General features: G+C 64.2%; 19 protein-coding genes. 4 read left to right on the top strand and 15 right to left on the bottom strand.

Features of this window, described 5'->3' with window-relative positions:
* Nucleotides 1-4 precede the first annotated feature (4 nt).
* Both QM467_RS15095 and QM467_RS15090 read right to left on the bottom strand, forming a co-directional pair.
* Nucleotides 5-895: a transporter gene (locus QM467_RS15095; RefSeq protein WP_283367168.1), complete on the bottom strand. Its 891-nt coding sequence runs from the start codon at nucleotides 893-895 to the stop codon at nucleotides 5-7.
* Nucleotides 896-1016: 121 nt separating this feature from the next.
* Entirely contained in the window at nucleotides 1017-1916 is a 900-nt protein-coding gene (locus QM467_RS15090; protein ID WP_283367167.1) for a LysR family transcriptional regulator, read from the bottom strand.
* Between the two features lie 153 nt (nucleotides 1917-2069).
* On the opposite strand from QM467_RS15090, the gene QM467_RS15085 reads away from it, so the two are divergent.
* From QM467_RS15085 to QM467_RS15075, 3 genes are read left to right on the top strand one after another with little or no spacing between them, the layout of a single operon-like run.
* The gene (locus QM467_RS15085; RefSeq protein WP_283367166.1) at nucleotides 2070-2678 is read left to right on the top strand and encodes a YceI family protein; all 609 of its coding nucleotides are present in this window, start codon (nucleotides 2070-2072) and stop codon (nucleotides 2676-2678) included.
* Between the two features lies 1 nt (nucleotide 2679).
* Nucleotides 2680-3264 carry a cytochrome b gene (locus tag QM467_RS15080; protein ID WP_283367165.1) on the top strand — a complete coding sequence of 195 codons (585 nt, stop codon included), beginning with the start codon at nucleotides 2680-2682 and terminating at the stop codon, nucleotides 3262-3264.
* Nucleotides 3261-3812 carry a YceI family protein gene (locus QM467_RS15075; protein WP_283367164.1) on the top strand — a complete coding sequence of 184 codons (552 nt, stop codon included), beginning with the start codon at nucleotides 3261-3263 and terminating at the stop codon, nucleotides 3810-3812. The genes QM467_RS15080 and QM467_RS15075 overlap by 4 nt, the downstream gene beginning before the upstream one ends.
* 13 nt (nucleotides 3813-3825) lie before the next feature.
* On the opposite strand, the gene bfr is transcribed toward QM467_RS15075, so the two are convergent.
* The 12 genes from bfr to QM467_RS15015 all read right to left on the bottom strand — a co-directional run bounded on the left by bfr (nucleotide 3826) and on the right by QM467_RS15015 (nucleotide 22111).
* Nucleotides 3826-4305 (bottom strand): bacterioferritin, encoded by a 480-nt coding sequence (gene bfr, locus QM467_RS15070; protein WP_283367163.1) that lies wholly within the window; start codon nucleotides 4303-4305, stop codon nucleotides 3826-3828.
* A gap of 123 nt (nucleotides 4306-4428) precedes the next feature.
* Nucleotides 4429-4665 carry a (2Fe-2S)-binding protein gene (locus QM467_RS15065; protein WP_283367162.1) on the bottom strand — a complete coding sequence of 79 codons (237 nt, stop codon included), beginning with the start codon at nucleotides 4663-4665 and terminating at the stop codon, nucleotides 4429-4431.
* Nucleotides 4666-4820: 155 nt separating this feature from the next.
* On the bottom strand, nucleotides 4821-6470 hold the full coding sequence (locus QM467_RS15060) for an OFA family MFS transporter (protein WP_283367161.1): 1650 nt from the start codon (nucleotides 6468-6470) through the stop codon (nucleotides 4821-4823).
* A 36-nt stretch (nucleotides 6471-6506) separates the two neighbouring features.
* A complete protein-coding gene (locus QM467_RS15055; protein ID WP_283367160.1) occupies nucleotides 6507-6761 on the bottom strand; it encodes a formate dehydrogenase subunit delta in 255 nt (84 codons plus the stop codon).
* Complete coding sequence (gene fdhD, locus QM467_RS15050) at nucleotides 6758-7600, bottom strand: formate dehydrogenase accessory sulfurtransferase FdhD (protein ID WP_283367159.1); 843 nt, start codon at nucleotides 7598-7600, stop codon at nucleotides 6758-6760. The genes QM467_RS15055 and fdhD overlap by 4 nt, the downstream gene beginning before the upstream one ends.
* Nucleotides 7587-10433: a formate dehydrogenase subunit alpha gene (gene fdhF / locus QM467_RS15045; RefSeq protein ID WP_283367158.1), complete on the bottom strand. Its 2847-nt coding sequence runs from the start codon at nucleotides 10431-10433 to the stop codon at nucleotides 7587-7589. Before fdhF ends, fdhD begins: the two co-directional genes overlap by 14 nt.
* Nucleotides 10434-10442: 9 nt before the next feature.
* Nucleotides 10443-11999, bottom strand: a complete 1557-nt coding sequence (locus tag QM467_RS15040) for a formate dehydrogenase beta subunit (RefSeq protein ID WP_283367157.1) — start codon at nucleotides 11997-11999, stop codon at nucleotides 10443-10445.
* Entirely contained in the window at nucleotides 11996-12484 is a 489-nt protein-coding gene (locus QM467_RS15035) for an NAD(P)H-dependent oxidoreductase subunit E (RefSeq protein ID WP_283367156.1), read from the bottom strand. Before QM467_RS15035 ends, QM467_RS15040 begins: the two co-directional genes overlap by 4 nt.
* Before the next feature lie 223 nt (nucleotides 12485-12707).
* Complete coding sequence (locus tag QM467_RS15030) at nucleotides 12708-16043, bottom strand: efflux RND transporter permease subunit (RefSeq protein ID WP_283367155.1); 3336 nt, start codon at nucleotides 16041-16043, stop codon at nucleotides 12708-12710.
* Nucleotides 16040-19168 carry a multidrug efflux RND transporter permease subunit gene (locus QM467_RS15025; RefSeq protein ID WP_283367154.1) on the bottom strand — a complete coding sequence of 1043 codons (3129 nt, stop codon included), beginning with the start codon at nucleotides 19166-19168 and terminating at the stop codon, nucleotides 16040-16042. Before QM467_RS15025 ends, QM467_RS15030 begins: the two co-directional genes overlap by 4 nt.
* A 36-nt stretch (nucleotides 19169-19204) precedes the next feature.
* Nucleotides 19205-20485, bottom strand: coding sequence for an efflux RND transporter periplasmic adaptor subunit (locus QM467_RS15020; protein WP_283367153.1), 1281 nt, complete (start codon nucleotides 20483-20485; stop codon nucleotides 19205-19207).
* Between the two features lie 117 nt (nucleotides 20486-20602).
* Entirely contained in the window at nucleotides 20603-22111 is a 1509-nt protein-coding gene (locus QM467_RS15015; RefSeq protein WP_283367152.1) for an efflux transporter outer membrane subunit, read from the bottom strand.
* 610 nt (nucleotides 22112-22721) lie between these two features.
* Between QM467_RS15015 and QM467_RS15010 the strand changes: the two genes are divergently transcribed.
* A complete protein-coding gene (locus tag QM467_RS15010; protein ID WP_283367151.1) occupies nucleotides 22722-23597 on the top strand; it encodes a lysophospholipid acyltransferase family protein in 876 nt (291 codons plus the stop codon).
* A gap of 14 nt (nucleotides 23598-23611) precedes the next feature.
* On the opposite strand, the gene QM467_RS15005 is transcribed toward QM467_RS15010, so the two are convergent.
* Nucleotides 23612-24352 carry a glycosyltransferase family 25 protein gene (locus QM467_RS15005; RefSeq protein WP_283367150.1) on the bottom strand — a complete coding sequence of 247 codons (741 nt, stop codon included), beginning with the start codon at nucleotides 24350-24352 and terminating at the stop codon, nucleotides 23612-23614.
* Nucleotides 24353-24448 lie beyond the last annotated feature (96 nt).

Here is a 24448-nt window from a genome sequence, read left to right as displayed (position 1 = left end):
AGGGTCAGAATTCGAAGCCGACCTTCAAATTCGCGTATTGGCGTTCGAAATTGGTCAGGTCGAGACTTCCGGTCTCGCCCTGCGCGCGGCCCGCGACCTGGAACGACCAGGCGGCGGCGAGGAATATCTTCGGACTGAACTGGATGTGCAAGGTCGGTCCCAGATACAAGGCGCCGCCACTGTAAGTATTGAAGCCGAAGCCGTCATAGGCGCGGTAATATTCCACTTCGCCGCCGAGCGTGGCCTGGGGCGTCACACGATAGGCCATGGCGGCGGTGGCTCCGAAGCCAGAGGACCGGCTCCAGCTCGGATCGCCGGGCGCGCGCTCGACCTCCGGGGCGTAGATCAGGTTCGCCGCTGCATAAAGCATATTCGGAATCAGCTCGGTATCGGCGGCGAGGCGCGTCTCCATGGCGAAACTATTGGCGTGGACGCCATTGGGTCCGACGCTGCGGCCCCATTCCGGCTGAACCGAGAGCGACAGGCCAATGGGATTGCCGGGGCCGCGCCCGATGATCAGCCATTTGGGCTTCCACGAGAGACCGGCGAAATCCGCCCGGTTGAAATCGTCCAGGCCCGCTACGCCATTGATCTGCTGCGACAGGCCGTGGATCGACAATTCATAGCCCCAATATTGCGAGGGGACGTGTTCGAATTCCAGTTCCTGCTCGATCGCGCGATAGCTCCCGCCTCTCTTGCCGAAGGCGCCGGTGGTTTCCGACTCGAATTCCTTCTCGCCTTCCGCGCCGATATCCGTGCCCTGGGTAAAGCCGAACAGATATTTTGTCTCAAGCTCGTAATAGCGGCCAGAGAAAGCTTCCTGCGCGTGCGCGGCGCCGACCAGCGCGCAGAACGCCGCCGAACAAAAGGCGATGCGGGACAGGGACTTGATCATGAAAGCGTTCCGGCGCTGCTTGTGAATGAGCTTGCCCATCCTTTCTTGCTGCGTCGCAAAAAAGACGCAAACGAAATATTGCTCATTAGAATAATTCAAAACTGGGATATGCCGCGCCAGCTCAATTCGAGGGGCAGCCCTTCAGCCTGTCGATCAGCCAGCGCCCCGCCGGTCCGGGCGGCGCCGAGGCGCGATAGACCGCCGACATGGGCACGATCCGTCCGGTGATCGGGCTTTCCGGCGTCGCGAGCCGCGTCAGCCGCCCTTCTGCCAGGTCGCGCTCCACGGCGTGCAGCGGCATCGAGCCCCAGCCGAGGCCGCCGAGCAGGAAGGAATGTTTGGCATAGAGATCAGCCAGCCGCCAGGTCGTCGGCGACATCACGCCATATTCCAGCCCAGCGGAACGGTTGGAGCGTTCGGTCAGCACGAGCTGCACATGTCTGGCCAGTTCGCTTTGTGGGATGACGCCCTCGTAAGCTGCGAGCGGGTGGTCGGGCGCAGCGACCATGACGATGTCGACGCCGTTGAGCGGTTCGCTGCTTAAGCCCTCGGGAAGGGGCGCGGGGCCGCCGACGACGGCGAGGCTGGCGCGGCCATCCAGCACCGGCTCCGTGGCGCCGCCCAACACCTCGACATAGAGGCGCAGCGGCGTGGCGGGGAACTCCTGGCGAAAATGTTTCGCCGCCTCGGTGATCGCATGGAACGGAAAATAGACGTCGATGACGGCGCAGAGCTCCGGCTCGAGCCCCTGCGACAGGCCTTTGGCGCGGAAATTCAGGAAGTCGACCGCGCCGCCGATGACGCGGGCGTCCTTCAGCAGCAGGCGCCCCGCCGCCGTGAGGGTCGGCGAGCGGCTGGCGCGGTCGAACAGGGCGACGCCAAGCTGTTCTTCCATCCGGCGGACAAGGTCGCTCACCGCCGATTGCGCGCGCCCGAGCTTGCGCGCGGCGGCGGAGAAGCTGCCTTCTTCGGCGGCGGCGATGAAGGTGCGGATCTGATCGAGCGAAAGGCGGTCGTGCATGACGCATTCTATCTGAAAATCAGATGGAATATATCGTAAACCAACGGCTAGACGGGGAGGGGAGCCCGGCGGCAATCTAGGCGCAAGTCAGGCGGATTTTTCCGCCAATGTCGCTTGGCTCCATGAACTGCTTCCACGAAAAGGAAAACTCCCATGAATCGCATTCTCGCCGCCGGCGCTATCGGCGCTCTTCTGCTCGCCGGGGCCGGCTCCGCCGTTCTTGCCGAGGCTGCTGGCAAGGACGTCAAGGCCGGCGTTTACAAGGTCGAGCCCTATCACACCCAGATCAATTTCACGGTTTCGCATTTCGGCCTGTCGAATTTCTCCGGCGTCCTGTCCGGCGCCTCCGGATCGCTGAAGCTTGACCCCGCCAAGCCGGAAAACTCGAAACTTGAAGTTTCCGTCGACGCCGCCACCATTCTGACCACGGTGCAGAAGCTTACCGACGAGCTGAAGGACCCGGAATGGCTGGACGCCGCGAAATATCCCAAGGCGACGTTTGTTTCGACCAAGGTGACGCCGACCGGCGCCAATGAGGCGACCATCGCCGGCGAACTGACCCTTCATGGCGTGACCAAGCCCTTGACGCTCAAGGCGCATTTCGTCGGCGCCGGTGTCAATCCGATCGACAAGGCCTATACGGTCGGCTTTGAGGGAACAGGCGTGATCAAGCGCACGGACTTTGGCGTCTCGAAATATGCGCCGATGATCGGCGACGAGGTCCATGTGACCATCAACGCCGCTTTCGAACTTCAACAGTAATATGAGCAAGCCGCCGATCCAGCGCTATGACGTGGTCGCCGTCGTCCTGCATTGGACGATGGCGCTCGGAATCATCGTCTTGATCGGCGTCGGACTGGCGATGAAACACGCGGATCTGCCCAAGATGCGCGTGTTTCAGCTCTTTCAGCTGCATAAATCCATTGGCGTCGTCATTCTGCTTCTGGCCGTCGTGCGGCTGGCGTGGCGGTTGACGCATCGTGCGCCGCCGCTGCCGGAGACGATGCCGGCGCTGGAGCGGACGGCCGCCCATGCCGGGCATGTCCTGCTCTATCTCTTCATGTTCGCGCTGCCGCTGAGCGGTTGGGCCTTCGTTTCTGCCTCGCCGCTGAACATTCCGACCGTGCTGTTCGGGCTTCTGTCCTGGCCGCATATTCCCTTCCTGGCCGAACTGACCGACAAGGCGCCTGTTGCAGCAGCGTTCAAGCTTGCACATGATTACGGCGCCTTCGCCCTTATCGCCGTTCTCGCGATCCATATCGGCGCGGCCTTGCGCCATGCATTCAAGGGCGATGCGCCTCTGTCCCGCATGTCGCTGTCTGGCGGCCGCAAGGAGAACGCCAAATGAAATTCGCCGCCGCTTTCGCCGCACTCGTTCTGGCGACGTCCGCCTCCCATGCGGCGGACTGGAAACTCGCGCCCGGAGAAAGGGCTCTGACCTTCTCCGGGACGCAGACCGGAGACAAATTCGTGGGCAAGTTCAGCCGCTTCGACGCCCAGGTCTCGCTCGACCCGGACAGGCTCGACGACGCCAAGATCGTCGTGACGGTAGATATCGCCAGCGCCGCCACCGGAGACAAGCAGCGCGACACGGCGATGCCGTCGAAGGAATGGTTCGACGCGGCGCGCTTTCCGCAGGCGCGGTTCGAGTCCCGCAAGGTGAGCCGCGCGGCCAATGGCTATGAAGCGCTGGGCGACTTGACCTTGCGCGGCGTGACAAAGGAGATTCGCCTGCCTTTCACGCTGGCGATCGACGGGCGCAAGGCCCAGGCGAAAGGCCATGTCGATCTGAAACGCGACGTCTTCGGCGTGGGGCAGGGGGAATGGGCGACCGGGGAATGGGTCGCCCTCGAGGTCGGCGTCGATTTTGACCTGAAAGGGGAACGGGCGGAGTAAATCCGCCCGGCCCTTACGACGACAATTCGCCGATGTGCTTCTGAGCGTAAAGCTGCACGCCAACCTGGCTGATCAGTTCGAGCTGGGTTTCGAGGAAGTCGATATGCTCTTCCTCGTCATGGGCCAACTGCTCGAAAAGATTCTGCGTCACGCGGTCGTTGACGGATAGGCAATGGGCGGCCGCTTCGAGGTAAAGCGCGCGGGCTTCGAGCTCGGCGGCGAGATCGGCTTCGATGATCTCCTTGATATTCTCCCCGATCCGCAGGCCGTTCAGCTCCTGCATGTTGGGGAAGCCTTCAAGGAACAGGATGCGCGCCGTGACCTTGTCGGCATGCTCCATCTCTTCGATGGATTCCTTGCGCCACTTCTTGGCGAGTTCCTTGTAGCCCCAATTGTCGAGGATGCGAAAATGCAGCCAATATTGGTTGATGGCGGTGAGTTCGCTGCGCAGGGCTTTGTTGAGATATTCAATCACCTTTGCGTCGCCGCGCATGTTCTTTTCCTTTCGGCGTCAGGGAAGATCCCGATTGCCTATTTATAGCAGAGCGGTCGCCGAGCCATGCTCAAATTAATGTCATGCCTGGAAAATATCACCGGGAAAAAATCCCGCCCTCGGTCATTCCGCCGCCACGGCGAATTGCTGGACGTTCGACTGGGCCCGGAGACGTTTCTCGACCTTGGCGTCCGCCTCGCGGTCGCAAATGGCCTGGATGTTCTTGACGCAGCGGCCGCATTTCGGCAGGCAGCCCTTGCCGCGGAACACTTCGCGCGCCCGTTCGGCGGAGGCGCCGCAAGGCTTCACGCTGGCCTTAACATCCCGATCCGAGATCTGATTGCAGGAACAGAGGATCATTTCACGCCCGTCGCTGACTTCGACAAACCCAGTAAGCAATGGGATCGAGGATTAAGGAAGCATTTTGGCGTTTGTTAGATGGATTCTAAACTGCTGCGCGCCTGGGAATAAAAAGAGCCGGCCCGGAGGGGAAAATTTCCGGGCCGGCCAGAGGTTCAGTGAAAAATCGCCAGCGCCTTGGCGAAGGTCTGCTGCACGCCCCAGGCGAGTGGAACGCCGACGGCCAGCCAGGCCAGCACGGTGCGCCAGTCGAAAGCTCCTCCGCCGATGCCATAGGCGCCAACCGGACCAGACGGAATGGCGTGTGCGGATTCGAGCTTCTCGACTTCCTTTTCCGGCATCAGCCATTTGGGATCGACCGGCCGCACCATGGCGTTGCAGATCAGGCCGAGAACCAGAAAGCCCGCCAGCACATACATGGTCACGTCATAGAGCCGGTCCGCCGGAACGCCCGCGGCCTTGTTGAATTCGCGGATGTAATTGACAACGACCGGGCCGACGATGCCCGCCGTTGACCAGGCGGTCAGCAGGCGGCCGTGGATCGCGCCGACATATTGCGTGCCGAAAATATCCGCGAGATAGGCCGGGACGGTGGCGAAGCCCCCGCCATACATCGACAGGATCACGCAGAGCGCCCCGACGAACAGTGGTTTCGATCCTATATGGGCGAAGGTCGGCACGCTGGCGTAAAGCGCGATGCCGAGCGCGAAGAAGACGAAATAGGTCGCCTTGCGCCCGAGTTGGTCCGACATCGTGGCCCAGCCGATGCGGCCGGCGATGTTGAACAGCGACAGCAGGCCGGCGAAGCCCGCCGCGATCACCGCAATGGCCGATTTCTGACTGGCGTCCAGCGCGGCGAAGCCCAGTTCAGGCTTGCCGATGAGGGAGCCGCCAAAAATCTCCTGCAACATGGGCGAGGCCATGCCGATCACGCCAATGCCGGCCGAGACGTTCAGGCAGAGCACGGCCCAGATCAGCCAGAATTGCGGGGTTTTCAGCGCGTCATTGAGATGGACGTTGCCGGTCGAAACCATTTTCTTGCCGGTCGCGGGAGGCGCCCATCCCGCTGGCCGCCAGCCGTGCGGCGGCACGCGATAGCCGAACGCGCCCGCCATCATATAGACGAAATAGAGGCAGCCGAGCACGAGGAAGGTCTGCCAGACGCCCACCGATTGCGGGGTCTTGAAATAGTTCATCAGCATGGCCGCGAGCGGCGAGCCGATCATCGCGCCGCCGCCGAAGCCCATGATGGCCATGCCGGTCGCCATGCCGCGGCGGTCGGGGAACCATTTGATCAGGGTCGAGACGGGCGAGATATAGCCAAGGCCGAGGCCGACGCCGCCGATGATGCCCGGTCCGAGCCAGAGCAGCCAGAGCTGGTGCAGATAGACGCCCAGCGCGCCGATGAACAAGCCGCCGGCCCAGCACAGGGCCGCGACGACGCCGGCCTTGCGCGGGCCTGCCCGCTCCAGCCAGCCGCCCCAGATCGCGGCCGAGGAGCCGAGCAGGACGAAAAACAAGGTGAACATCCAGCCGAGGTCGGCAACCTTCCAGTCGCAACTCGTGGTGAACAGGGCCGTCATCAGGCCGGAATCGGCGGGACAGGCGACGGCCTTGCTGATGCCGATGGACTGGCTCAGCGGCAGCCAGAACACAGAGAAGCCGTAGGCCATGCCGATGCAGAGATGGATCGCCAAGGCCGCCGGCGGCACCAGCCAGCGGTTGAATCCGGGCTTGGCGATGGTGGCTTCACGGTCGAACAAGCCCGGCGCGGAGGGCGCGTCGAGCCTCAATGTATTTGTCATAGAGTCCTCCCCAGGACATTGTTTTATCTTTGATTTTTACTTGATCTTTTTTCTCTTGATTCCGCCGCGCGCGGCTTGCAGCAGCGGCGTCAAAGTCTGCCCTGGCGCGTCGGCGGCGGCGAGGAAATCCTCACGCATTTTCGGCGTCCAGAAATGGTTGATGTGGCTGGCGATCGACTCGACCGCCCTCTCTTGAGGATAGGCGTGGAAATAATCGGCGATTTCCTGCGCCATGTGGATCAGCTTGGCGCCGTTGTCCTCGTGGGCGAAAATATGCGTATCCTGATTCATGACGCGGCGGCCTCCGATCCTGCGCCGCCCTGTGCTTCAAGCGCGCCGGAAAAAATCATCATGCTGTCGGCGCGGGCGATGGCCGCGAGCGTCAGGCCCAAAGCCTGCGCCCGTTCGATCGCCAGCGAGGTCGGCGCCGAGATGGCGACGAGCGTGGACGCGCCGAAAATTGCGGCTTTCTCGACCATTTCGAACGAGGCGCGGCTGGTGACGAGAATGAAGCCCTCGCGCGGCGACACTCCTTCGCGGATCAAGGCGCCGATCAGCTTGTCGAGCGCGTTATGGCGCCCGACGTCCTCGCGCACGGCCCTTATCGCGCCGTCGCGCGAGCAGAAGGCGGCGGCGTGGACAGCGTGGGTTGCGGCGTTGAGCCGCTGGTTCCTGTCGAGATTGGCCAACGCGGAGAAGATCGCGCGCGCCGGGACGGGCGGGGACGGACTGAGCTTCTCGGCCTGGGGCAATTGCTCCACTGTTTCCACGCCGCACAAGCCGCACGACGTTCGCCCGATGATCGCGCGGCGGCGCGCAAGATGATCGCGGAAGCGCCCTGGGGCAAGCTCGATCTCGACCGAGAGGCCCTTGGCTTGCGGTCCGATCTTCACCGCGCGGATCTCGCCCGCCGCGCGGATAATTCCCTCGGTCAGGCTGAAGCCGTAGGCGAAATCCTCCGCATCGCCGGGGCTCGCCATCATCACCGCATAGGGCGCGTCGCCATAGACGAAGCTCACGGGGATTTCCTTGGCGATGGCCCGCTGCGTCGGGATCGCGAGGCCGCTCGTCGCGTCGATACGGAGCGCCGGCGTCAGATGCGACGCAGGCGGACGGTCATTCTGCGGCATCCGGGGTCGCCTCCAGGACTCTCCGCAGGCTCACATCCTCTTCGGCGTTGCGCTCCTGCCAGGTGGAGAGCGAATTGACGCGCCGCGCCTCGACCGCCGTGACCTTGTATTCCGGGCAATTGGTCGCCCAGTCGGAATTGTCGGTGGTCACGACATTGGCCCCGGAGCCCGGATGGTGGAAGGTGGTGTAGACCACGCCCGGCTGCATGCGGTCCGAGATCTTCGCCCGCAGCGCCGTGTCGCCGGAGCGACTAACGACGGACACCAGGTCGCCATCCACGATCCCGCGCTGTTCGGCGTCGAACGGGTGGATTTCCAGTACGTCCTCCTTGTGCCAAAAGCCGTTCTCGGTCCGGCGCGTCTGCGCCCCGACGTTATATTGCGACAGGATGCGCCCGGTGGTGAGGATGAGCGGGAAACGCGGTCCGCTGCGCTCGCGGGTCGGAACATATTCGGTCAGCATGAAATGGCCCTTGCCGCCGACGAAGCGGTCGACATGCATCAACGGCGTGCCATAAGGCGCCGCCTCGTTGCACGGCCATTGCACCGAGCCCATCTCGTCGAGCTTCGCATAGCTGACGCCGGCGAAGGTGGGGGTCAGCGCGGCGATCTCGTCCATGATCTCGGACGGATGGGAATAATCCATCTCATAGCCCATCGCGTGAGCAAGCTCGATGAAGACCCGCCATTCATCCTTGCCGCACAGGGGCGCCATGACCTTGCGGACGCGATTGATGCGCCGCTCGGCATTGGTGAAGGTGCCGTCCTTTTCCAGGAAGGAGCAGCCCGGCAGGAAGACATGGGCGTATTTGGCGGTCTCGTTCAGGAACAGGTCCTGAACGATCACGCATTCCATCGCCAGAAGGCCCGAGGTGATGTGCTGGGTGTTGGGGTCCGACTGGGCGATGTCCTCGCCCTGAACGAACAGGCCCTTGTAATTGCCAGCGACCGCCTCGTCGATCATGTTGGGGATTCGCAGTCCCGGCTCGTCGTCGATCTCCACGCCCCAAAGGGCCTGGAACGTCTCGCGGGTCGCATCGTCCGAAACATGGCGATAGCCCGGCAGTTCGTGCGGGAAGGAGCCCATGTCGCAGGAGCCCTGCACATTGTTCTGGCCGCGCAGCGGGTTCACGCCGGCGCCGACATGGCCGATATTGCCGGTGGCCATGGCCAGATTGGCCAGCGCCATGACGGTGGTCGAGCCCTGGCTGTGTTCGGTGACGCCCAGGCCGTAATAGATCGCGGCGTTCTTCACGCTGGCGTAAAGCCGCGCGGCGGCGCGCACGTCCTTGGCCGGGACGCCGGTATATTGCTCCATCTCCTCGGGCGAGTTTTGCGCCAGCGCGATGAAACGCGCCCAGGTTTCGAATTCGTCGAGATCGCAGCGCTCGCGCACAAAGGCTTCGTTCACGAGGCCTTCGGTGACGATTACATGGGCCAGCGAATTCACCAGCGCGACATTGGTCCCCGGCTTGAGCTGGAGATGGAAATCAGCCTGCACATGCGGCGTGCGGACGAGGTCGATCGAGCGCGGGTCCGCGACGATAAGCTTCGCCCCGGCGCGCAGGCGCTTCTTCATGCGCGAGCCGAACACCGGATGGCCGTCGGTCGGATTGGCGCCGATGACGAGCATGACGTCGGCGTAATCGACGGATGCGAAATCCTGCGTGCCGGCCGAGGTGCCGAGCGTCATTTTGAGGCCGTAGCCGGTCGGCGAATGGCAGACGCGGGCGCAGGTGTCGACATTGTTGTTGCCGAAGGCGGCGCGAACCAGCTTCTGCAGCACGAACACTTCTTCATTGGTGCAGCGCGAGGAGGTGATGGCTCCGATCGAATCCCGGCCATATTGCGCCTGAAGGCGCTTCAGCTCGCTGGCGGTATGGGAAATCGCCTCTTCCCAGCTCACTTCGCGCCACGGGTCGGTGATCCGGGCGCGGATCATCGGCTTCAGCATGCGGTCCTTGTGCGTGGCGTAGCCATAGGCGAAGCGGCCCTTCACGCAGGAATGGCCTTCATTGGCCTGACCGGCCTTGTAGGGAACCATGCGGACCAGCTCGTCGCCGCGCATTTCCGCCTTGAAGGAACAGCCGACGCCGCAATAGGCGCAGGTTGTGACCAGCGAATGTTCCGGTTGGCCGCGCTCGATGACGCTCTTCTCGATCAGGGTCGCTGTCGGGCAGGCCTGCACGCAGGCGCCGCAGGAGACGCATTCCGACTCGATGAAATTGGTCGGTCCGGGCTTTACACGCGAGTCAAAGCCGCGGCCCTCGATGGTCAGGGCGAAGGTGCCTTGCACTTCCTCGCAGGCGCGCACGCAGCGGCTGCAAACGATGCATTTCGACGGGTCATAGGAGAAATAGGGATTGGACTCGTCCTTGACGTCGTCGAGATGGTTCTCGCCCTTGTAGCCGTAGCGCACCTCGCGCAGGCCGACTTCGCCGGCGGCGTCCTGCAACTCGCAATTGCCATTGGCCGAGCAGGTCAGGCAGTCGAGCGGATGGTCGGAGATGTAAAGCTCCATCACGCCGCGCCGCAGCTTGGCGAGGCGCTCGTTCTGGGTATGCACGACCATGCCGTTTTCAGCCGGCGTCGTGCAGGAGGCGGGCGTTCCGCGCCGCCCCTCGATCTCGACGAGGCAAAGGCGGCAGGAGCCGAACGGCTCCAGATTGTCGCTGGCGCAGAGTTTGGGGATCTTGACGCCGCGCGACATGGCGGCCGCCATGACCGAGGTTCCTTCCGGAACGCTCACCTGCTCGCCGTCGATGGTGAGGGTGACGGTCCGCTCAGCGATGCGGATCGGCGTGCCGAAATCGATTTCCTGAATGAGGCTCATAAGGCGCTCCTATTCGGCTGCGGTCTTGCGCTCGGCCGGGATGAAATCCTCGGGAAAGCGGTCGATGGCCGACAAAACGGGCATGGGGGTGAGGCCGCCGTGGGCGCAGAGCGAGCCGGCGGTCATGACGTCGCAGAGGTCGCGCACGATGGCGATATTGGCCTCGACATTGGTCCCGGCGATGATCTTGTCGACGGTTTCCTCGCCGCGGGTCGCCCCGATGCGGCAGGGCGTGCATTTGCCGCAGCTTTCCTTGGCGCAGAAATGGAAGGCGAAACGCGCCATTTTGGCCATGTCGACGGTGTCGTCGAACACCACGATCCCACCATGGCCGAGCATGGCGCGGTTCGCGGCCAGGGTCTCGTAGTCCATCGGCATGTCGAGTTCTTTTTCGGCGAGATAGGCGCCGAGCGGACCTCCCACCTGAACGGCGCGGATCGGGCGCCCGCTGGCTGTTCCGCCGCCGAAGCCCTCGATGATCTCGCGAAGCGAAATGCCGAAGGCCAGCTCGATCAATCCGCCGTGCAAGACATTGCCGCCGAGCTGGACGGGCAGGGTGCCGCGCGAGCGGCCCATGCCGAAATCGGCATAGCTTTTTGCGCCTTCCGCCAGAATATAGGGGACGGCGGCGAGGGTCAGCACATTGTTGATGAGAGTCGGCTTGCCGAACAGGCCGGACAGCGCCGGCAGCGGCGGCTTGGCGCGAACAAGGCCGCGCTTGCCTTCGAGGCTCTCAAGCAGCGACGTCTCTTCGCCGCAGATATAGGCGCCGGCGCCGATCCGCAGTTCGAGATCGAAGTTCCTGCCCTTGCCGAAGGCGTCGCGCCCGATCCAGCCGGCTTTTTCCGCGCTGCGGATCGCGCTTTCCATGGCGGTCGCCGCGTGCGGATATTCCGAGCGGAGATAGATGAAGCCCTTCGCCGCGCCGACGGCGTATGCCGCGATCGCCATGCCCTCGATGAGCATGAAGGGGTCGCCTTCGAAAATCATGCGGTCGGCGAAAGTGCCGCTGTCGCCCTCGTCGGCGTTGCAGACGACATATTTGCGGTCGGCGGCTGCGTCGTGGACGGTCTTCCATTTGATGCCGGCGGGGAAGCCGGCGCCGCCGCGCCCGCGCAGGCCGGAGAGGCGGACCTGCTCGACCACGTCGGCGGGCGCCATGGTCAGCGCGGCCTTGAGGCCCTTGAGGCCGCCATGGGCGCAATAATCTGAGAGAGAAAGCGGATCGATGACGCCAATGCGCTCAAAGGTGAGGCGCTGCTGGCGCTTCATCCAGTCGAGCTGGTCCGTCGGGCCGAGGCGCAACGCATGGTCGCCGCCCTGGAGCGCGCCGGATTCGAGCAGGGAGGCGACGTCGCGCGCCGAGACCGGGCCATAGGCGATGCGGCCTTGGGCGGTCTCGACTTCAACCAGCGGCTCCAGCCACAACATGCCGCGCGACCCGTTGCGGATGATTTCGACCGTTTGCCCGCGCGCCGCGGCCTCGCGCCGAAAGGCTTCGGCCACGGCTTCCGCGCCCACCGAAAGGGCGGCGGCGTCGCGGGGAATATAGACCCGAATGCTCATTGCCGGGCTCCCGCCTTGCGCGAGGCGGCGGCGAAAAGCTCGCGCAGACTTTGCGGATCGAGCTTCCCGAAGAGTTCGCCGTCAAAAAGGGCGTTGGGGCCGAGCGCGCAATTGCCGAGGCAAAAGGCGGTCTCGACTCGCACGCCATTGTGATAGCCGCCGTCGATTTGCACGCCCTCGGACTTTTCGAGATGGGCGGCCAGTTCCTCGGCGCCGCGCGCCTGGCAGGCTTCGGCGCGGCAGAGCTTGATCGTGCGGCCGAGCGGCGGCTGGCGCTTGAAGTCGTGATAGAAGGAAATCGTGCCGAAAACCTCGGCGCGCGAGACATTCAGCGTATTGGCGACGATCGCGACCGCGCGCGAATCGACATAGCCGAATTTTTCCTGCAACGCGTGCAGGATAGGCAGCATCGCGCCTTCGAGCCCGGATCGTTCGTTGATCAGCTCATTGGCCAGATTTTCGTCCCAGGCGACCGGAACAGTCATGCGCATCCTCCAGATCCTGCTTTTTATAAGTGCAGGTAGGGATAATTTGTGCGTTACGCCCCTGATGGGCGCAAATTATTTTTTCTGAAGAATTGATAGATAAAATCTATCTGGCCAAAGGCCATGCCAAGGCGTTTCGCGGTGCAAAACATTCCGTGCGGCGATGGCGCATAGCGCCAATTCTTTGAGATGGGGAGGTTATTCGCGCAAACAAGAGGCCCGGTCAGCCGTTTTGCGCGGCCTCGGCGTCCGGCGCTGCGCGAGGGCCGAAGAGGTTCCGGCGCCTGGCCTCCAACCAAAGACTGAAACGGTCGAGATAGAGATAGACGACCGGCGTCGTGTAGAGCGTAAGGATCTGGCTGACGATCAGGCCGCCGATAATTGAAACGCCGAGCGGACGGCGCATTTCGCCGCCTTCGCCAAAGGAAATCGCCAGCGGCAGGGCGCCGAGCAAGGCCGCGAATGTGGTCATCAGAATCGGCCGCAGGCGCAGCAGGCAGGCCTCGTAGATCGCGTCATAGGAACTGGCATTGTGGTCCCTTTTCGCGGTGATGGCGAAATCGACCATCATGATCGCGTTCTTCTTCACCAGACCAATGAGCAGAATTACGCCGATTGCCGCGATGATGTCGAACTGGATTCCGAACAGCCACAGGCTGAGCAGGGCGCCGACGCCAGCCGAAGGCAGAGTCGAGAGAATGGTGATCGGATGGATCGTGCTCTCGTAGAGGATGCCCAGCACGATATAGATCGCCAGAATGGCCGCCGCGAACAGCAGGGGGAGGGTGTTGAACGAGCCGACGAAGACGAGGGCTGAGCCGGACGCCGCGCCATGCACGGTGATCGGCATGTGGATTTCCGCTTCGGCGGCGTGGATCTCGGCAATGCCGTCGCTGAGCGAATCCTTCGGGTCAAGGTTGAAGGAAATAGTGGTGGTGACGAATGGACCTTCGTGATTGACCGCCAGCGGCGCGTTGCCGCGCTCGTAGTGGCTGATCGCGGAGAGCGGAATCATCGTCTCCTTGGTCGTGCTCACGGCGGCGCCGGCGGAGGCCGAGCTTTTGCCGGAGGCCGCCAGCGCATTGATAGCAGCGTTGCGGGCGGAATCGAGGCTGGCCGCGCCAGCCTGCGCCGTCGCGCTGGCGCCGGCTTCCGTTTTCTTTGTCACCGCGCCGCCGGGCAGGCTGGTGGAGGCGACCGCGTTGGCCGCGCCGCCGGCGGTGGAGATGTAGATGTCATCGAGCATGGAGGGACGCTGCGTGTAGCGCGGGTCGATCTCCATGATGACGTGGTATTGGTTGATGGCTGAAAATATGGTTGAGACCTGGCGCTGGCCGAAGGCGTCATAGAGCGTGTTGTCGATCATCGCCGCCGTCAGCCCCAGGCGCGAGGCGGCGTCGCGGTCGATGACAAGATCGGTTTCGAGCGCGTTGATCTTCTGGTCCGAGGTCACGTCCTTCAGCTTTCCGCGGCGGATCAGCGCGTCGGTCAGCTTTTCCGACCATTCGTAAAGCTCGGAAGTTTTGTCGGCGTAGACCGTGTATTGATATTGCGATGACGATTGGCGCCCGCCCGGTTTGAAGTCCTGAAACGCCTGAAAGAAAAGCCGTCCGCCCGGCACATGGCTAAGCTTGCCCCGCAAACGGCCGATTACGTCCTCAATGCCGATTTTGCGCTCGGAGAGCGGTTTCAGCGCAGCGAAAACCCGCGCGGAATTGGTGCCGCCGCTCGGTCCTCCGCCGGAGCCGGTGAAGCCGACGACATTGTCCACCGCCGGGTCGGCTTTCACGATTGCGATCATTTCCGCGAGCTTGTCCTTGATGCTCTCGAAGGAAATGCTCTGATCCGCCTCCAGCACGCCCATCATACGGCCGGTGTCCTGTTGCGGAAACAGGCCCTTGGGGATGCCGCTGTAAAGCCGGGGGAATGCTCCGAAAAGAATGAAATTCAGGCCGATGGTCGCGATCAGCGCGAGCATGACCAGGCGCGGATGACGCAAGGCCGTGGTGAGGCTGCGGCCATAAGCGGCCTGAACGCGGTTGAAAGCGCCTTCGAGCAGATGCTGGCGCTTCACGCCATGGCTGCGGCGCATGAACAAGGCGCAGAGCATCGGCGTCGTGGTCAGCGAAATGACCAGCGAGATGATGATCGCGATCGACAGGGTCATCGAGAATTCGCGGAAAAAACGTCCGATGATGCCGCCCATGAACAGGATTGGCGTGAAGACCGCGAGCAGCGAAAGAGTAATGGACAAGACGGTGAAGCCGACTTCCCTGGCGCCGAGGATTGCGGCGTCGACCGCGTCCATGCCCGATTCGATATGGCGTTCGATATTTTCGACCACGACAATGGCGTCGTCGACGACGAAACCGGTGGCGATGGTCAGCGCCATGAGCGACAGCATGTTGAGGCTGTAGCCGAGCAGATACATTGCGCCGAAGGTTCCGACGATTGAGACGAGCACGGCGATGCTCGGCGCAAGCGTGGCGCGGGCGTTGCCGAGAAAGAGGAAAACCACCAAAGTCACCAGCGCCACAGCGATGAGCAAGGTGATTTCGGTGTCGTGAAGCGAGGCCCGGATTGTCGTCGAACGGTCGATGACCGTTTGCAGGGCGATGTCGCCTTGCAGGGCGGCCTGGAGATAGGGCAGCTCCGCCTTCACCGCATCGACAGTCTCGATGATATTGGCGCCGGGCTCGGCGGTCAGGATCGCCAGCACTGACGGAACGCCATTGGCGAAGCCGGCGTTGCGCAAATCCTCGACCGAATCCACCACGGTCGCGACGTCGGACAGGCGCACCGCCGCGCCATTGCGATAGGCGATGACCAGCGGTTTGTAATCCTCGGCGTGCGAGGCCTGGTCATTGGTGTAAATCTGGTAATGGCGCTCGTCCTGCTCGATCGCGCCCTTGGGCGCATTGGCGTTGGCGGAGGCGAGCGCGGCGCGCACGTCTTCGAGGCCAATGCCATATTTGAACAGGGCCTGCGGGTTCAGCTCGACGCGCACGGCAGGCAGGGTCGAGCCGCCGACGATGACCTGTCCGATTCCCGGAAGCTGTGAAATGCGCTGCTGGAGCACGTTGCTGGCGGCGTCGTAAAGTTGGCCGCGCGTGAGCGTCTTGGAAGTCAGGCTGAGGATCAGGATCGGCGCGTCGGACGGGTTGACCTTGCGGTAGGTCGGGTTCTGGCGCAAGGCGGTCGGCAGATCGGCGCGGGCGGCGTTGATCGCCGCCTGAACATCGCGCGACGCGCCGTCGATGTCGCGGCTGAGGCCGAACTGCATGACGATCTGCGTCTGGCCGAGGCTCGATTTCGAGGTCATTTCCGTGACGTCGGCGATCTGGCCGAGATGCCGTTCGAGCGGCTGCGCCACGCTGTTGGCCACGGTCTCGGGGCTCGCGCCGGGCAAACTGGCGCTGACCGTGACATAGGGCACCTGCACCTGTGGCAGCGGCGAGACCGGCAGCATGAAAAAGGCGAGGGCGCCCGACAGAGCGATGGCCGCGGTCAGCAGGATGGTCGCGACCGGCCGTCGGATGAAGGGCGCGGAAATATTCATTCGGCCGGCTCCCCGTCCGCCGCCGGCTTGAGCGGCGCGTTGGCGCGGCGCCCGCCCAGACGCACCGCCAGCCGGTCGAAATAGAGATAGATGACCGGAGTGGTGAAGAGCGTCAGGACCTGGCTGACGACGAGGCCGCCGACGATGGCGAAGCCGAGCGGCCGGCGCAGCTCCGAGCCGACGCCGGTTCCCAGCATCAGCGGCAGGGCGCCGAGAATGGCGGCCATGGTGGTCATCAGGATCGGCCGGAAGCGCAGCAGGCAGGCCTGACGGATCGACTCGACCGGGCCGAGACCCTCGACGCGCTCGGCCTCCAGCGCGAAGTCGATCATCATGATCGCGTTCTTCTTGACGATGCCGATCAGCAGGATGATGCCGATAATGGCGATGACGTCCAGCTCATAGCCGAACACCAGCAGCGTCAGCAGCGCGCCGACGCTGGCCGAGGGCAGGGTGGAGAGAATGGTGACCGGATGGACGAAGCTCTCATAGAGCACGCCCAGCACGATATACATCGTCACCACCGCCGCCGCGATCAGGAGCAGCTGATTGGTCAGCGAGGACTGGAACGCCGCCGCCGCGCCCTGCCAGGCGACGACGAAGGATGCGGGCAAGCCGATCTCCGCCCGGGCGCGGTCTATCGCCGCCACCGCCTCGCCCAGCGAGACTCCCTTGGCGATATTGAAGGAAATGGTGGTCGCCGGGAACTGGCCGAAATGCGTCACGACCAGAGGTCCGGCGCGCTTTTTCACATGGACGATGGCCGAGAGCGGGACCTGGCCGCCGCTGGTCGAGGCGTTGGACGGCAGATAGATCGAATCCAGGCCTTTCAACGAGCCCTGCACCGAGGGCGAGCCCTCCAGGATCACGCGATATTGGTTCGACTGGGTGTAGATGGTCGAAATGATGCGCTGGCCGAACAGATCGTAGAGGACATTGTCCACCGTCGCCGGCGTAATGCCGAAACGCGCGGCGGTTTCGCGGTCGATGGTGATGTCCAGCGCGGCGCCCTGCTGCTGCAAGTCGCTGCCGACGTCGGTCAGTTCCGGCAGCTGGCGCAGGCGTTCGGTCAGTTTGGGCGCCCATTCCGCGAACAGGCCCGGATTGGCGTTCTCCAGCACGAATTTATACTGCGCGCGGGTGACGCTGGCGTCGATCGTCAGATCCTGCGCGGGCTGCATATAGAGCTTGACGCTCTCGACCTCGCCCGACTCGCGGCTCAGGCGGCGGATGACCTCGGCGACATTATCCGTGCGCTGGTCCTGCGCCTTCAGATTGATCAGGAATCGGCCGGAATTGAGCGTGAGATTGGAGCCGTCCACGCCGACGAAGGAAGTGATGGAGGCGACGTCCTTGTCCTTGAGCAGGACCTCGGCAAGGGCGCCCTGCAGCCGGACCATTTCCTTGAACGACACGTCCTGCGGCCCTTCGGACATGGCCTGGATCACGCCCGTGTCCTGCGACGGGAAGAAGCCCTTGGGGATCGCCATGTAAAGCATGGCCGTGAGCGCCAGCGTGCCGATGGCGACCAGCAGGGTCAGGAACTGGTGGCGCAGCACGACATCGAGCGCGCGGGCGTAACCTGCGATGATACGGTCGAATACCCGCTCGGCGGCGAGATCGAAACGCCCGCGCTCATTGTCCGGACGGTGGCGGATCAGCCGCGCGCACATCATCGGCACCAGGGTCAGCGAGACGAAGGCGGAAATGACGATGGTGACGGCCAGCGTGACCGCAAATTCATGGAACAGCCGCCCCACCACCTCGCCCATGAACAGCAGCGGAATCAACACCGCGATCAGCGAGACAGTCAGCGAAATAATGGTGAAGCCAATCTCGCGCGAGCCCCTGAGCGCGGCGTCGAAAGGCTTCATGCCGTTCTCGACGTGGCGCGCGATGTTCTCGATCATCACAATGGCGTCGTCCACGACGAAGCCGGTCGAGATGGTCAACGCCATCAGCGAGAGATTGTCGAGGCTGTAGCCCAGCAGATACATCACGCCGAAGGCGCCAATCAGCGACAGCGGCGCCGACAGGCTGGGGATGAGCGTCGCGGGCAGCGTGCGCAGGAACAGGAAGATCACCAGCACGACCAGCACGATGGCAAGCACCAGCTCGAACTGCACGTCCGCAACCGACGCCCGGATCGTCACGGTGCGGTCGGTCAGCACCTCGACGTCCACCGCCGCAGGCAGGTCGGCCAGCAGTTTCGGCAGCAGCTTGCGCACCGAATCCACCGTCGCGATGACATTGGCGCCCGGCTGGCGCTGCACGTTGAGAATGATCGCCGGCGTGCGGTTGGCCCAGGCCGCGAGCTTGCTGTTCTCCGGGCCGCCAATGACCGTGGCGACGTCGCTGAGCCGGACTGGCGCGCCATTGCGAAAGGCCAGGATCACCTTGGCGAAGCCCTCGGCATTGGTGACCTGGTCGTTGGCGGCGATGGTCGAGCTTTGCGTCGGGCCGTCGAAACTGCCCTTGGGAATATTGACGTTGGCGTTGCCGAGAATGGTCCGCACGTCGTCGATGTTCATGCCATAGGCCGCCAGCGCCGTCGGATTGAGCTGGACGCGGATCGCGGGCCGCTGCCCGCCCGCCACGCTGACGAGGCCGACGCCGGGCTGCTGCGAAATCTTCTGCGCCAGCCGGGTCTCGCTGAGATCCTCCAGCTCGGTCAGCGGCATGGTCCTGGAGGTCACCGCGAGGGTCAGGATCGGCGCGTCGGCGGGATTGACCTTGAAATAGATCGGCGGCGCGGGAAGATCGGCGGGCAGCAGGTTGTTGGCGGCGTTGATCGCGGCCTGCACCTCCTGCTCGGCGACGTCGAGCGAAAGGGAAAGTCCGAATTGCAAAGTGATGATCGAGGCGCCGGCTGAACTCGCCGAGGTCATCTCGTTGAGGCCCGGCATCTGGCCGAACTGCCGCTCCAGCGGCGCCGTGACGGAGGAGGTCATCACCTCTGGGCTGGCGCCGGGATAGAAGGTCTGGACCTGGATGGTCGGGTAATCCACCGACGGCAGGGTCGCCAGCGGCAGCAGGCGATAGGCCATTAGGCCGGACAGCAGGATGGCGATCATCAGCAGCGTCGTCGCGACGGGCCGCCGGATGAAGGGCTCGGAAATATTCATCGGCGCGCGCCTCCCGGATGGGGAGGCGCTCCCGACTCAGGGACGCTGGCCATTGGCGTCCTTTCCTCCGTCCGCGACGACGCGGACTTCGGCGCCCTCGCGAAGGCGGTCGGCGCCGTCAATCACGACCTGGTCGCCCGGGGCGAGGCCCGAGAGGATCTGGATCTGATCGCCGTCGGTCTGCCCGAGCTTCAGCACGCGCACTGTGGCCTTGCCGTCCACGACGACATAGGCGTAATCGCCCGGGGCGCCATGCTGCACGGCGGCGACCGGAGCGGCGAGGGCGTCCTTCAACACTGACACCATCAAGTGGATATTGACGAACTGATTGGGGAAGAGCGCCTCGTCCTCATTGGTGAAATTGGCGCGCAACTTCACCATGCCCGTGGTGGTGTCGACCTGGTTGTCGAGCACGCTGACCTCGCCGGTCGCGAGCTTTTTGACATTGGCGCGGTCGTAGGCGACGGCTTCGAGTTTCGCGCCCTCGCGGATCTTCGGCAGGATCTTGTCCAGCGCGTCTTCCGGCACCGAGAATAGCACCGAGATCGGCTGCATCTGGGTGATGACCGCAATGCCGGTGGTCGACCCGGCCTGGACATAATTGCCAGCGTCCACCAGCCGCAGTCCGATGCGCCCGTCCACCGGGGAGACGATGCGGGCATAGGTCAGATTGAGGCTCTGGGCGTCGATCTGGGCCTGATCGGAGCGCACCGTGCCCTCATATTGCTGGACGACATATTTCTGGTTCTGCGCCGTCTGCGCCGCGATCGAATTCTGCTTCATCAGGGTCTGGTAGCGCGCGTCGTCCGCCTTGGCCTGGGCGAGCAGGCCCTGATCATGCGCGAGCTGGCCTTCATATTGGGCTTTCAGCGCCTCATAGGGGCGGGGGTCGATCTGGGCGAGGAAGTCGCCCTTTTTGACATGCTGGCCTTCCTTGAAGCCGACGTCCTGCAAATAGCCCGAGATCTGGCTCACCACCGTCACCGTCGCCAGCGGCGTCACGGTGCCGAGCGCGTTGAGGGTTACGCGGAGATCGCGGGGCGAGACGGTGGCGACGCCGACCGGCGCCTTGCCCCCGGCTTCGCCGCGTTTGCCGCCCTTGGAAGTCGCGCTTGCAGCCTGATCCGCGGCCGTCGTCGCCTGATCCGGCTGCCGATAATGTCTCCAGCCCCAGAACGCCAGAGCGGCGATCAGGATCAGGACAAGCCAGCGCCCCCAGGGCCGCGGCGCGCCGGGACCGTTGGCGGCCTTTTCGCGGGCCGGGGTTCCGGTCGATCGGGCGCCGCCGTTGTCGGCCTGACGCTGCGTGAGGGTCATTTCGCTCTCTTCCATCGAGTCGATGCTTTCCGGAACTTACGGCTTGCGGGTCTTCGCGGATCGCGGCCCCGGCCGGCTAGTCGCCTTCCGTCGATTTAGGCGACGGAAGGGCGGATTTTAAGGCGTCGGCGGAATTGGCGCCGAACGCGCCACCGCCTCGATCAGCGGCGGCGCCGTCTCGGCGGCCAGACTCGCGGCGTCATAGCCGCCGCCCAGCGCCTCGATCAGCGTGACATTGGCCACGAACATCGCCTGCCGCGTCGCCAGCACCGCTTCCTCGTCGGCGAGCAGCGTGGCCTCGGCGACGACGACCGTGGTGAAGGCGACGGTGCCGGCGCTATATTGGTTGAGATAGACCTTCACCGCCTCGGCGGCCTCGTCGCGCGCCTTTTCCTGCACCTTGAGCTGTTTGGCGTGAACGCGCAGAGCGACCAGCTGGTCCTCGACCTGCTGGAAGGCGGACAGCACGGTCTGGCGGTAATTGGCGACGGACTGGCGATGGCTCGCCTTGGCGGAATCCACCTGGGCGAGGCGCTGGCCGCCGTCGAATAGGGGATCGGCGGCGGCGGCTCCAATTGACCAGATCTGGTAAGCCGCGAGGAAGGGGAAGGCGTTGGGTCCCGAGAAGCCGCCGGCGGCGGAGAGCGTTATGCTCGGGTAATAGGCGGCGACCGCGACGCCGATCAAGGCGTTCTGCTCCGCGACCACGCGCTCGGCCGCGGCGACGTCCGGCCGGCGCTCCAGCAGGGATGAGGGCAATCCGACCGGGACAGCGGGCGGAGACTGGGGCAGGGAGCCCCGGCGAATGCCGAGATCCGCGGGCGGCCGGCCGATCAGGACCGCGATGGCGTGTTCATATTGCTGGCGCGGAATCTCGGTCGCGATGGACTGCGCCTGCGTGTTCAGCACCTGCGTCTGGGCGGTGATGAGATCCGCCTTGGAGACGGTGCCGCTGTTGTACTGGTTCTGCGTGATCTTCTCGGTTTCCTGATAGACCTTGACCGTGCGGTCGAGCAGGTCCTTCAGCGAATCCTCATAGCGCAGGTTGAAAAAGGCGATGGCGAGCTGCGCCTGGGCGGAAAGCGTGGCGTTGGAGAGCAGGGCGGAATCCGCCTGCGCGCCCGCGACATTGCTTTCGATCTGGCGGCGGATCTTGCCCCAGACGTCAATGGTCCAGCTCGCAGTCCCCTGCGGGTAAAAGACTGTTTTGGCGAAGGCCCGGCTGACCGCCGACGACACGGCGGAGCCGGTGCTTACGCCAGCATTGGCGCCCGCGCCGGAGCGGGTGACGGGATAGGTGGCGGCGACGCCCGGCAGCAGGCTCGCCTGCGACGCGCGGATCAGGGCCTGCGCCTGCTCGTAGGCGGCGAGCGCGGCCGCGACGTTCTGGTTGTTGACCTCGACCTGCGGCAGCAGGCGGTTCAGCTCGGGGTCGCGATAGACCGACCACCAGGCGCCGCGGTCCACGCCGTCACGCGGGCGCGCCTGGCGCCAGCCCTTCAGCTCTTTGAAATTGACGGGCGTTGTCACCTCGGGCGGCGCATAGTTCGGCCCGACTGTACAGGCGGCCAGAAGGAGCGAAACGCCGCCGGCGGCGGAAAGCTTGCGAAATGAAGATCGAGCCATCAGCGCAGCCTCGACAGCGGCGCCGAGGCCTTCGCCGTTAGCCGCCTGAAAACGCGCCGCCAATTGGCCCGCATGAGAACTCCATTCCTTTGCCCGCGCGCCGATTGGCCCTTGAAGCGATTCCCGACGTCTTGTGTGGGTTTCGGCGCATGAACCATTCATTAATGATTCGCGCCACCTTGCGTAAGGCCCCCGACGTCCCGGCCGGCAATATTGTCGATCTGTGGCGGAATTGCGCAGGCGAAGCCAGAGGCCTCGCGTCTTGACGGCGGGGCGGGCCTTGGCTAGAGCGGCGCACGTCAAGGTTTAGACTCGATCCTTTTGGCGCCAGCGTCGGGGAAATCATTGTTTTGCGGGCAGATCGGGCCTGAAGGCCCATATGGGCTCCCCAGTCGGCGACTCCCGGCTTTTGCGCCCCCGCAAACGAGCGCTGGCGAAATTGCGCCGGCCCCCCCGTAGCGGGGGGCGCATGAGGATCGAATCTGGATGCTGGCGCTCAATCCGGCTCGCGCTTCGGGCGCGAGCGATCATCAAGCTTCGGCGACGCGCGCGGGTCTGACCGCGCACGGCTCCGGGGCCTTTGTCGTCGAATATGCAAGGTTTTGACTCGATGGGTCCCAAAGAGCCCAGTTTTCGCTACTGGATCGAATATCTCGGCTTTCGGCTGCTTGGGGTGATCTTCACGATCATGCCGGTCGAATGGGCGTCGAACATCGCGGGCGCGCTGATGGCGAAGCTTGGCCCGCATTCCAAGAAGCGCCATCCCCGGCTGATGCGCAATCTGGCCGCCGCCTTTCCCGAGATGAGCCAGGAAGAGCGCGACAAGCTGGCCTTGCAGGTCTGGTATAATATCGGCTGCGTCGTCGGCGAGTTTTTCCATATCGACGAGATTGTCCGCGACCGCGTGGAGGTCGCCAATCCGGAACTGCTCGAGGCGGTGGCGAAAAGCGGCAAGGGCGCCGTGCTCTGCGGGGCGCATCAGGCCAATTGGGAAGGGGCGAGCGCCGTCGTCAACAAGTTCGGCCTCAGCCCGATGGCCGTCTATCGGCCGATGAGCAATCCCTTCGTGGACGCCGACATGCTGCGCCGCCGCGGCAAATATTACGCGGCCGGGCTGATGGCCAAGCACGCCATCGAAACGCCGGTCGCGCTGATCCGCCACGCCCGGGCCGGCGGGGTGGTCGGCGTTCTGGTCGACCAGCAGGCCTTCATGGGGCTGCCGACGCCGTTCTTCGGCCGTCCGGCGCAGACCACGCCCTTCCCGGCCATGCTGGCGCGGCAGTGCAATATTCCGCTGCTGCTCATCCATGGCTATCGCATGCCGGGCGTGCGCTTCAAGATGTTCATCACCCCGATCGACGTGCCGCGCACCGAAGACCGCAACGCCGATATCTATGCCGCGACGGCGGCGATGCAGGCGGAGCTGGAAAAATCCATTCGCCAGAATCCTGATCAATGGATGTGGACCCACGACCGCTGGAGGTAATGGGGGATTTTTTGTCAGGGCCTTTTGGCGAAGGCGTGCCAGAGGCGCACCTGGGCGCGGTAAAAGGGCCGTCCGATTTCGCGGGCGAGCTTGTGGGCGAGCGGCTTGCTCCTGGCCTGAATGGTCGAGCCGCCCAGCGCGGCCGACGCGTCGCGAACGCCCGAAGGCGTCAGGGCGAGCAGTTCGACCCCGGTGACCCATGACATTTGCAGGAAAGTGTCGATCGGCCGGTCGAAAGGCTCGGTGACGGCGAGCAGTTTGCGCGCGGCCTCGGCGGTCACGAATTGCGCGATGGCGCGTAAAGGCGGATTTTCCGGGCGGATCAAGGCGAGGCCCTCGCCTTGCGCCAGAACCTCGCCGCGAATGCGGGTCTTGTCCGACGGCGCGAGGGCGTAGGTCCAGAGTTTTTGCGTCTCGCGGGCGAGGGCGCAGGTCCGCGCGAAAGCCGCCGCGTCGATTTCGGCGTCATCCTCGAAAACGAGAGCGTAATCCAGCCCCTCGGCCAATATCCGCCGCCACGCCGCGCGATGGCTCAGGAAAACGCCAATTTCCGCGCGGTTCAGGCCGAAGGGATAGCGCGGGCGCCGCGCATGGCGGACATAGGCGCGTTCCAGTTCTCCGGCCGTGAGGCGGGCGCCGTCGGTCGCGTCCAGGATCTCGCTCGGGCAGGGCAGCGCGGCGCGCAGGCGTTCGACCTGCGGGCGCCGCTGGGTCGACCGTGCGAGATGGATGATGAATGCCTTCAATTCGGACATGGTTTCGCCGCGGCCGGTCCCCTCGCGCTTTTAGCTGTCCGCGCGCCGCCTGTCAGCGGCGCCCTTTTGACAAAAGGCGGGAAAAGGTCTTTTTCG

Origin of the sequence: Rhodoblastus sp. 17X3 (assembly GCF_030056575.1) — a bacterium.
GTDB lineage: Bacteria > Pseudomonadota > Alphaproteobacteria > Rhizobiales > Beijerinckiaceae > Rhodoblastus.
The sequence above is the reverse complement of the archived record's forward strand: the minus strand, read 5'-3'. Positions and strand labels throughout refer to the sequence as shown.

Coding starts and splice junctions, on each gene's coding strand:
- QM467_RS15005 (WP_283367150.1), bottom strand. CDS start 24,352: ATGTCCGAATTGAAGGCATTCATCATCCATCTCGCACGGTCGACCCAG.
- QM467_RS15055 (WP_283367160.1), bottom strand. CDS start 6,761: ATGAATCAGGATACGCATATTTTCGCCCACGAGGACAACGGCGCCAAG.
- QM467_RS15085 (WP_283367166.1), top strand. CDS start 2,070: ATGAATCGCATTCTCGCCGCCGGCGCTATCGGCGCTCTTCTGCTCGCC.
- QM467_RS15025 (WP_283367154.1), bottom strand. CDS start 19,168: ATGAATATTTCCGAGCCCTTCATCCGGCGGCCCGTCGCGACGACGCTG.
- QM467_RS15095 (WP_283367168.1), bottom strand. CDS start 895: ATGATCAAGTCCCTGTCCCGCATCGCCTTTTGTTCGGCGGCGTTCTGC.
- QM467_RS15010 (WP_283367151.1), top strand. CDS start 22,722: ATGGGTCCCAAAGAGCCCAGTTTTCGCTACTGGATCGAATATCTCGGC.
- bfr (WP_283367163.1), bottom strand. CDS start 4,305: ATGCGCGGCGACGCAAAGGTGATTGAATATCTCAACAAAGCCCTGCGC.
- QM467_RS15015 (WP_283367152.1), bottom strand. CDS start 22,111: ATGGCTCGATCTTCATTTCGCAAGCTTTCCGCCGCCGGCGGCGTTTCG.
- QM467_RS15040 (WP_283367157.1), bottom strand. CDS start 11,999: ATGAGCATTCGGGTCTATATTCCCCGCGACGCCGCCGCCCTTTCGGTG.
- QM467_RS15035 (WP_283367156.1), bottom strand. CDS start 12,484: ATGACTGTTCCGGTCGCCTGGGACGAAAATCTGGCCAATGAGCTGATC.
- fdhF (WP_283367158.1), bottom strand. CDS start 10,433: ATGAGCCTCATTCAGGAAATCGATTTCGGCACGCCGATCCGCATCGCT.
- QM467_RS15065 (WP_283367162.1), bottom strand. CDS start 4,665: ATGATCCTCTGTTCCTGCAATCAGATCTCGGATCGGGATGTTAAGGCC.
- fdhD (WP_283367159.1), bottom strand. CDS start 7,600: ATGCCGCAGAATGACCGTCCGCCTGCGTCGCATCTGACGCCGGCGCTC.
- QM467_RS15030 (WP_283367155.1), bottom strand. CDS start 16,043: ATGAATATTTCCGCGCCCTTCATCCGACGGCCGGTCGCGACCATCCTG.
- QM467_RS15020 (WP_283367153.1), bottom strand. CDS start 20,485: ATGACCCTCACGCAGCGTCAGGCCGACAACGGCGGCGCCCGATCGACC.
- QM467_RS15090 (WP_283367167.1), bottom strand. CDS start 1,916: ATGCACGACCGCCTTTCGCTCGATCAGATCCGCACCTTCATCGCCGCC.
- QM467_RS15075 (WP_283367164.1), top strand. CDS start 3,261: ATGAAATTCGCCGCCGCTTTCGCCGCACTCGTTCTGGCGACGTCCGCC.
- QM467_RS15080 (WP_283367165.1), top strand. CDS start 2,680: ATGAGCAAGCCGCCGATCCAGCGCTATGACGTGGTCGCCGTCGTCCTG.
- QM467_RS15060 (WP_283367161.1), bottom strand. CDS start 6,470: ATGACAAATACATTGAGGCTCGACGCGCCCTCCGCGCCGGGCTTGTTC.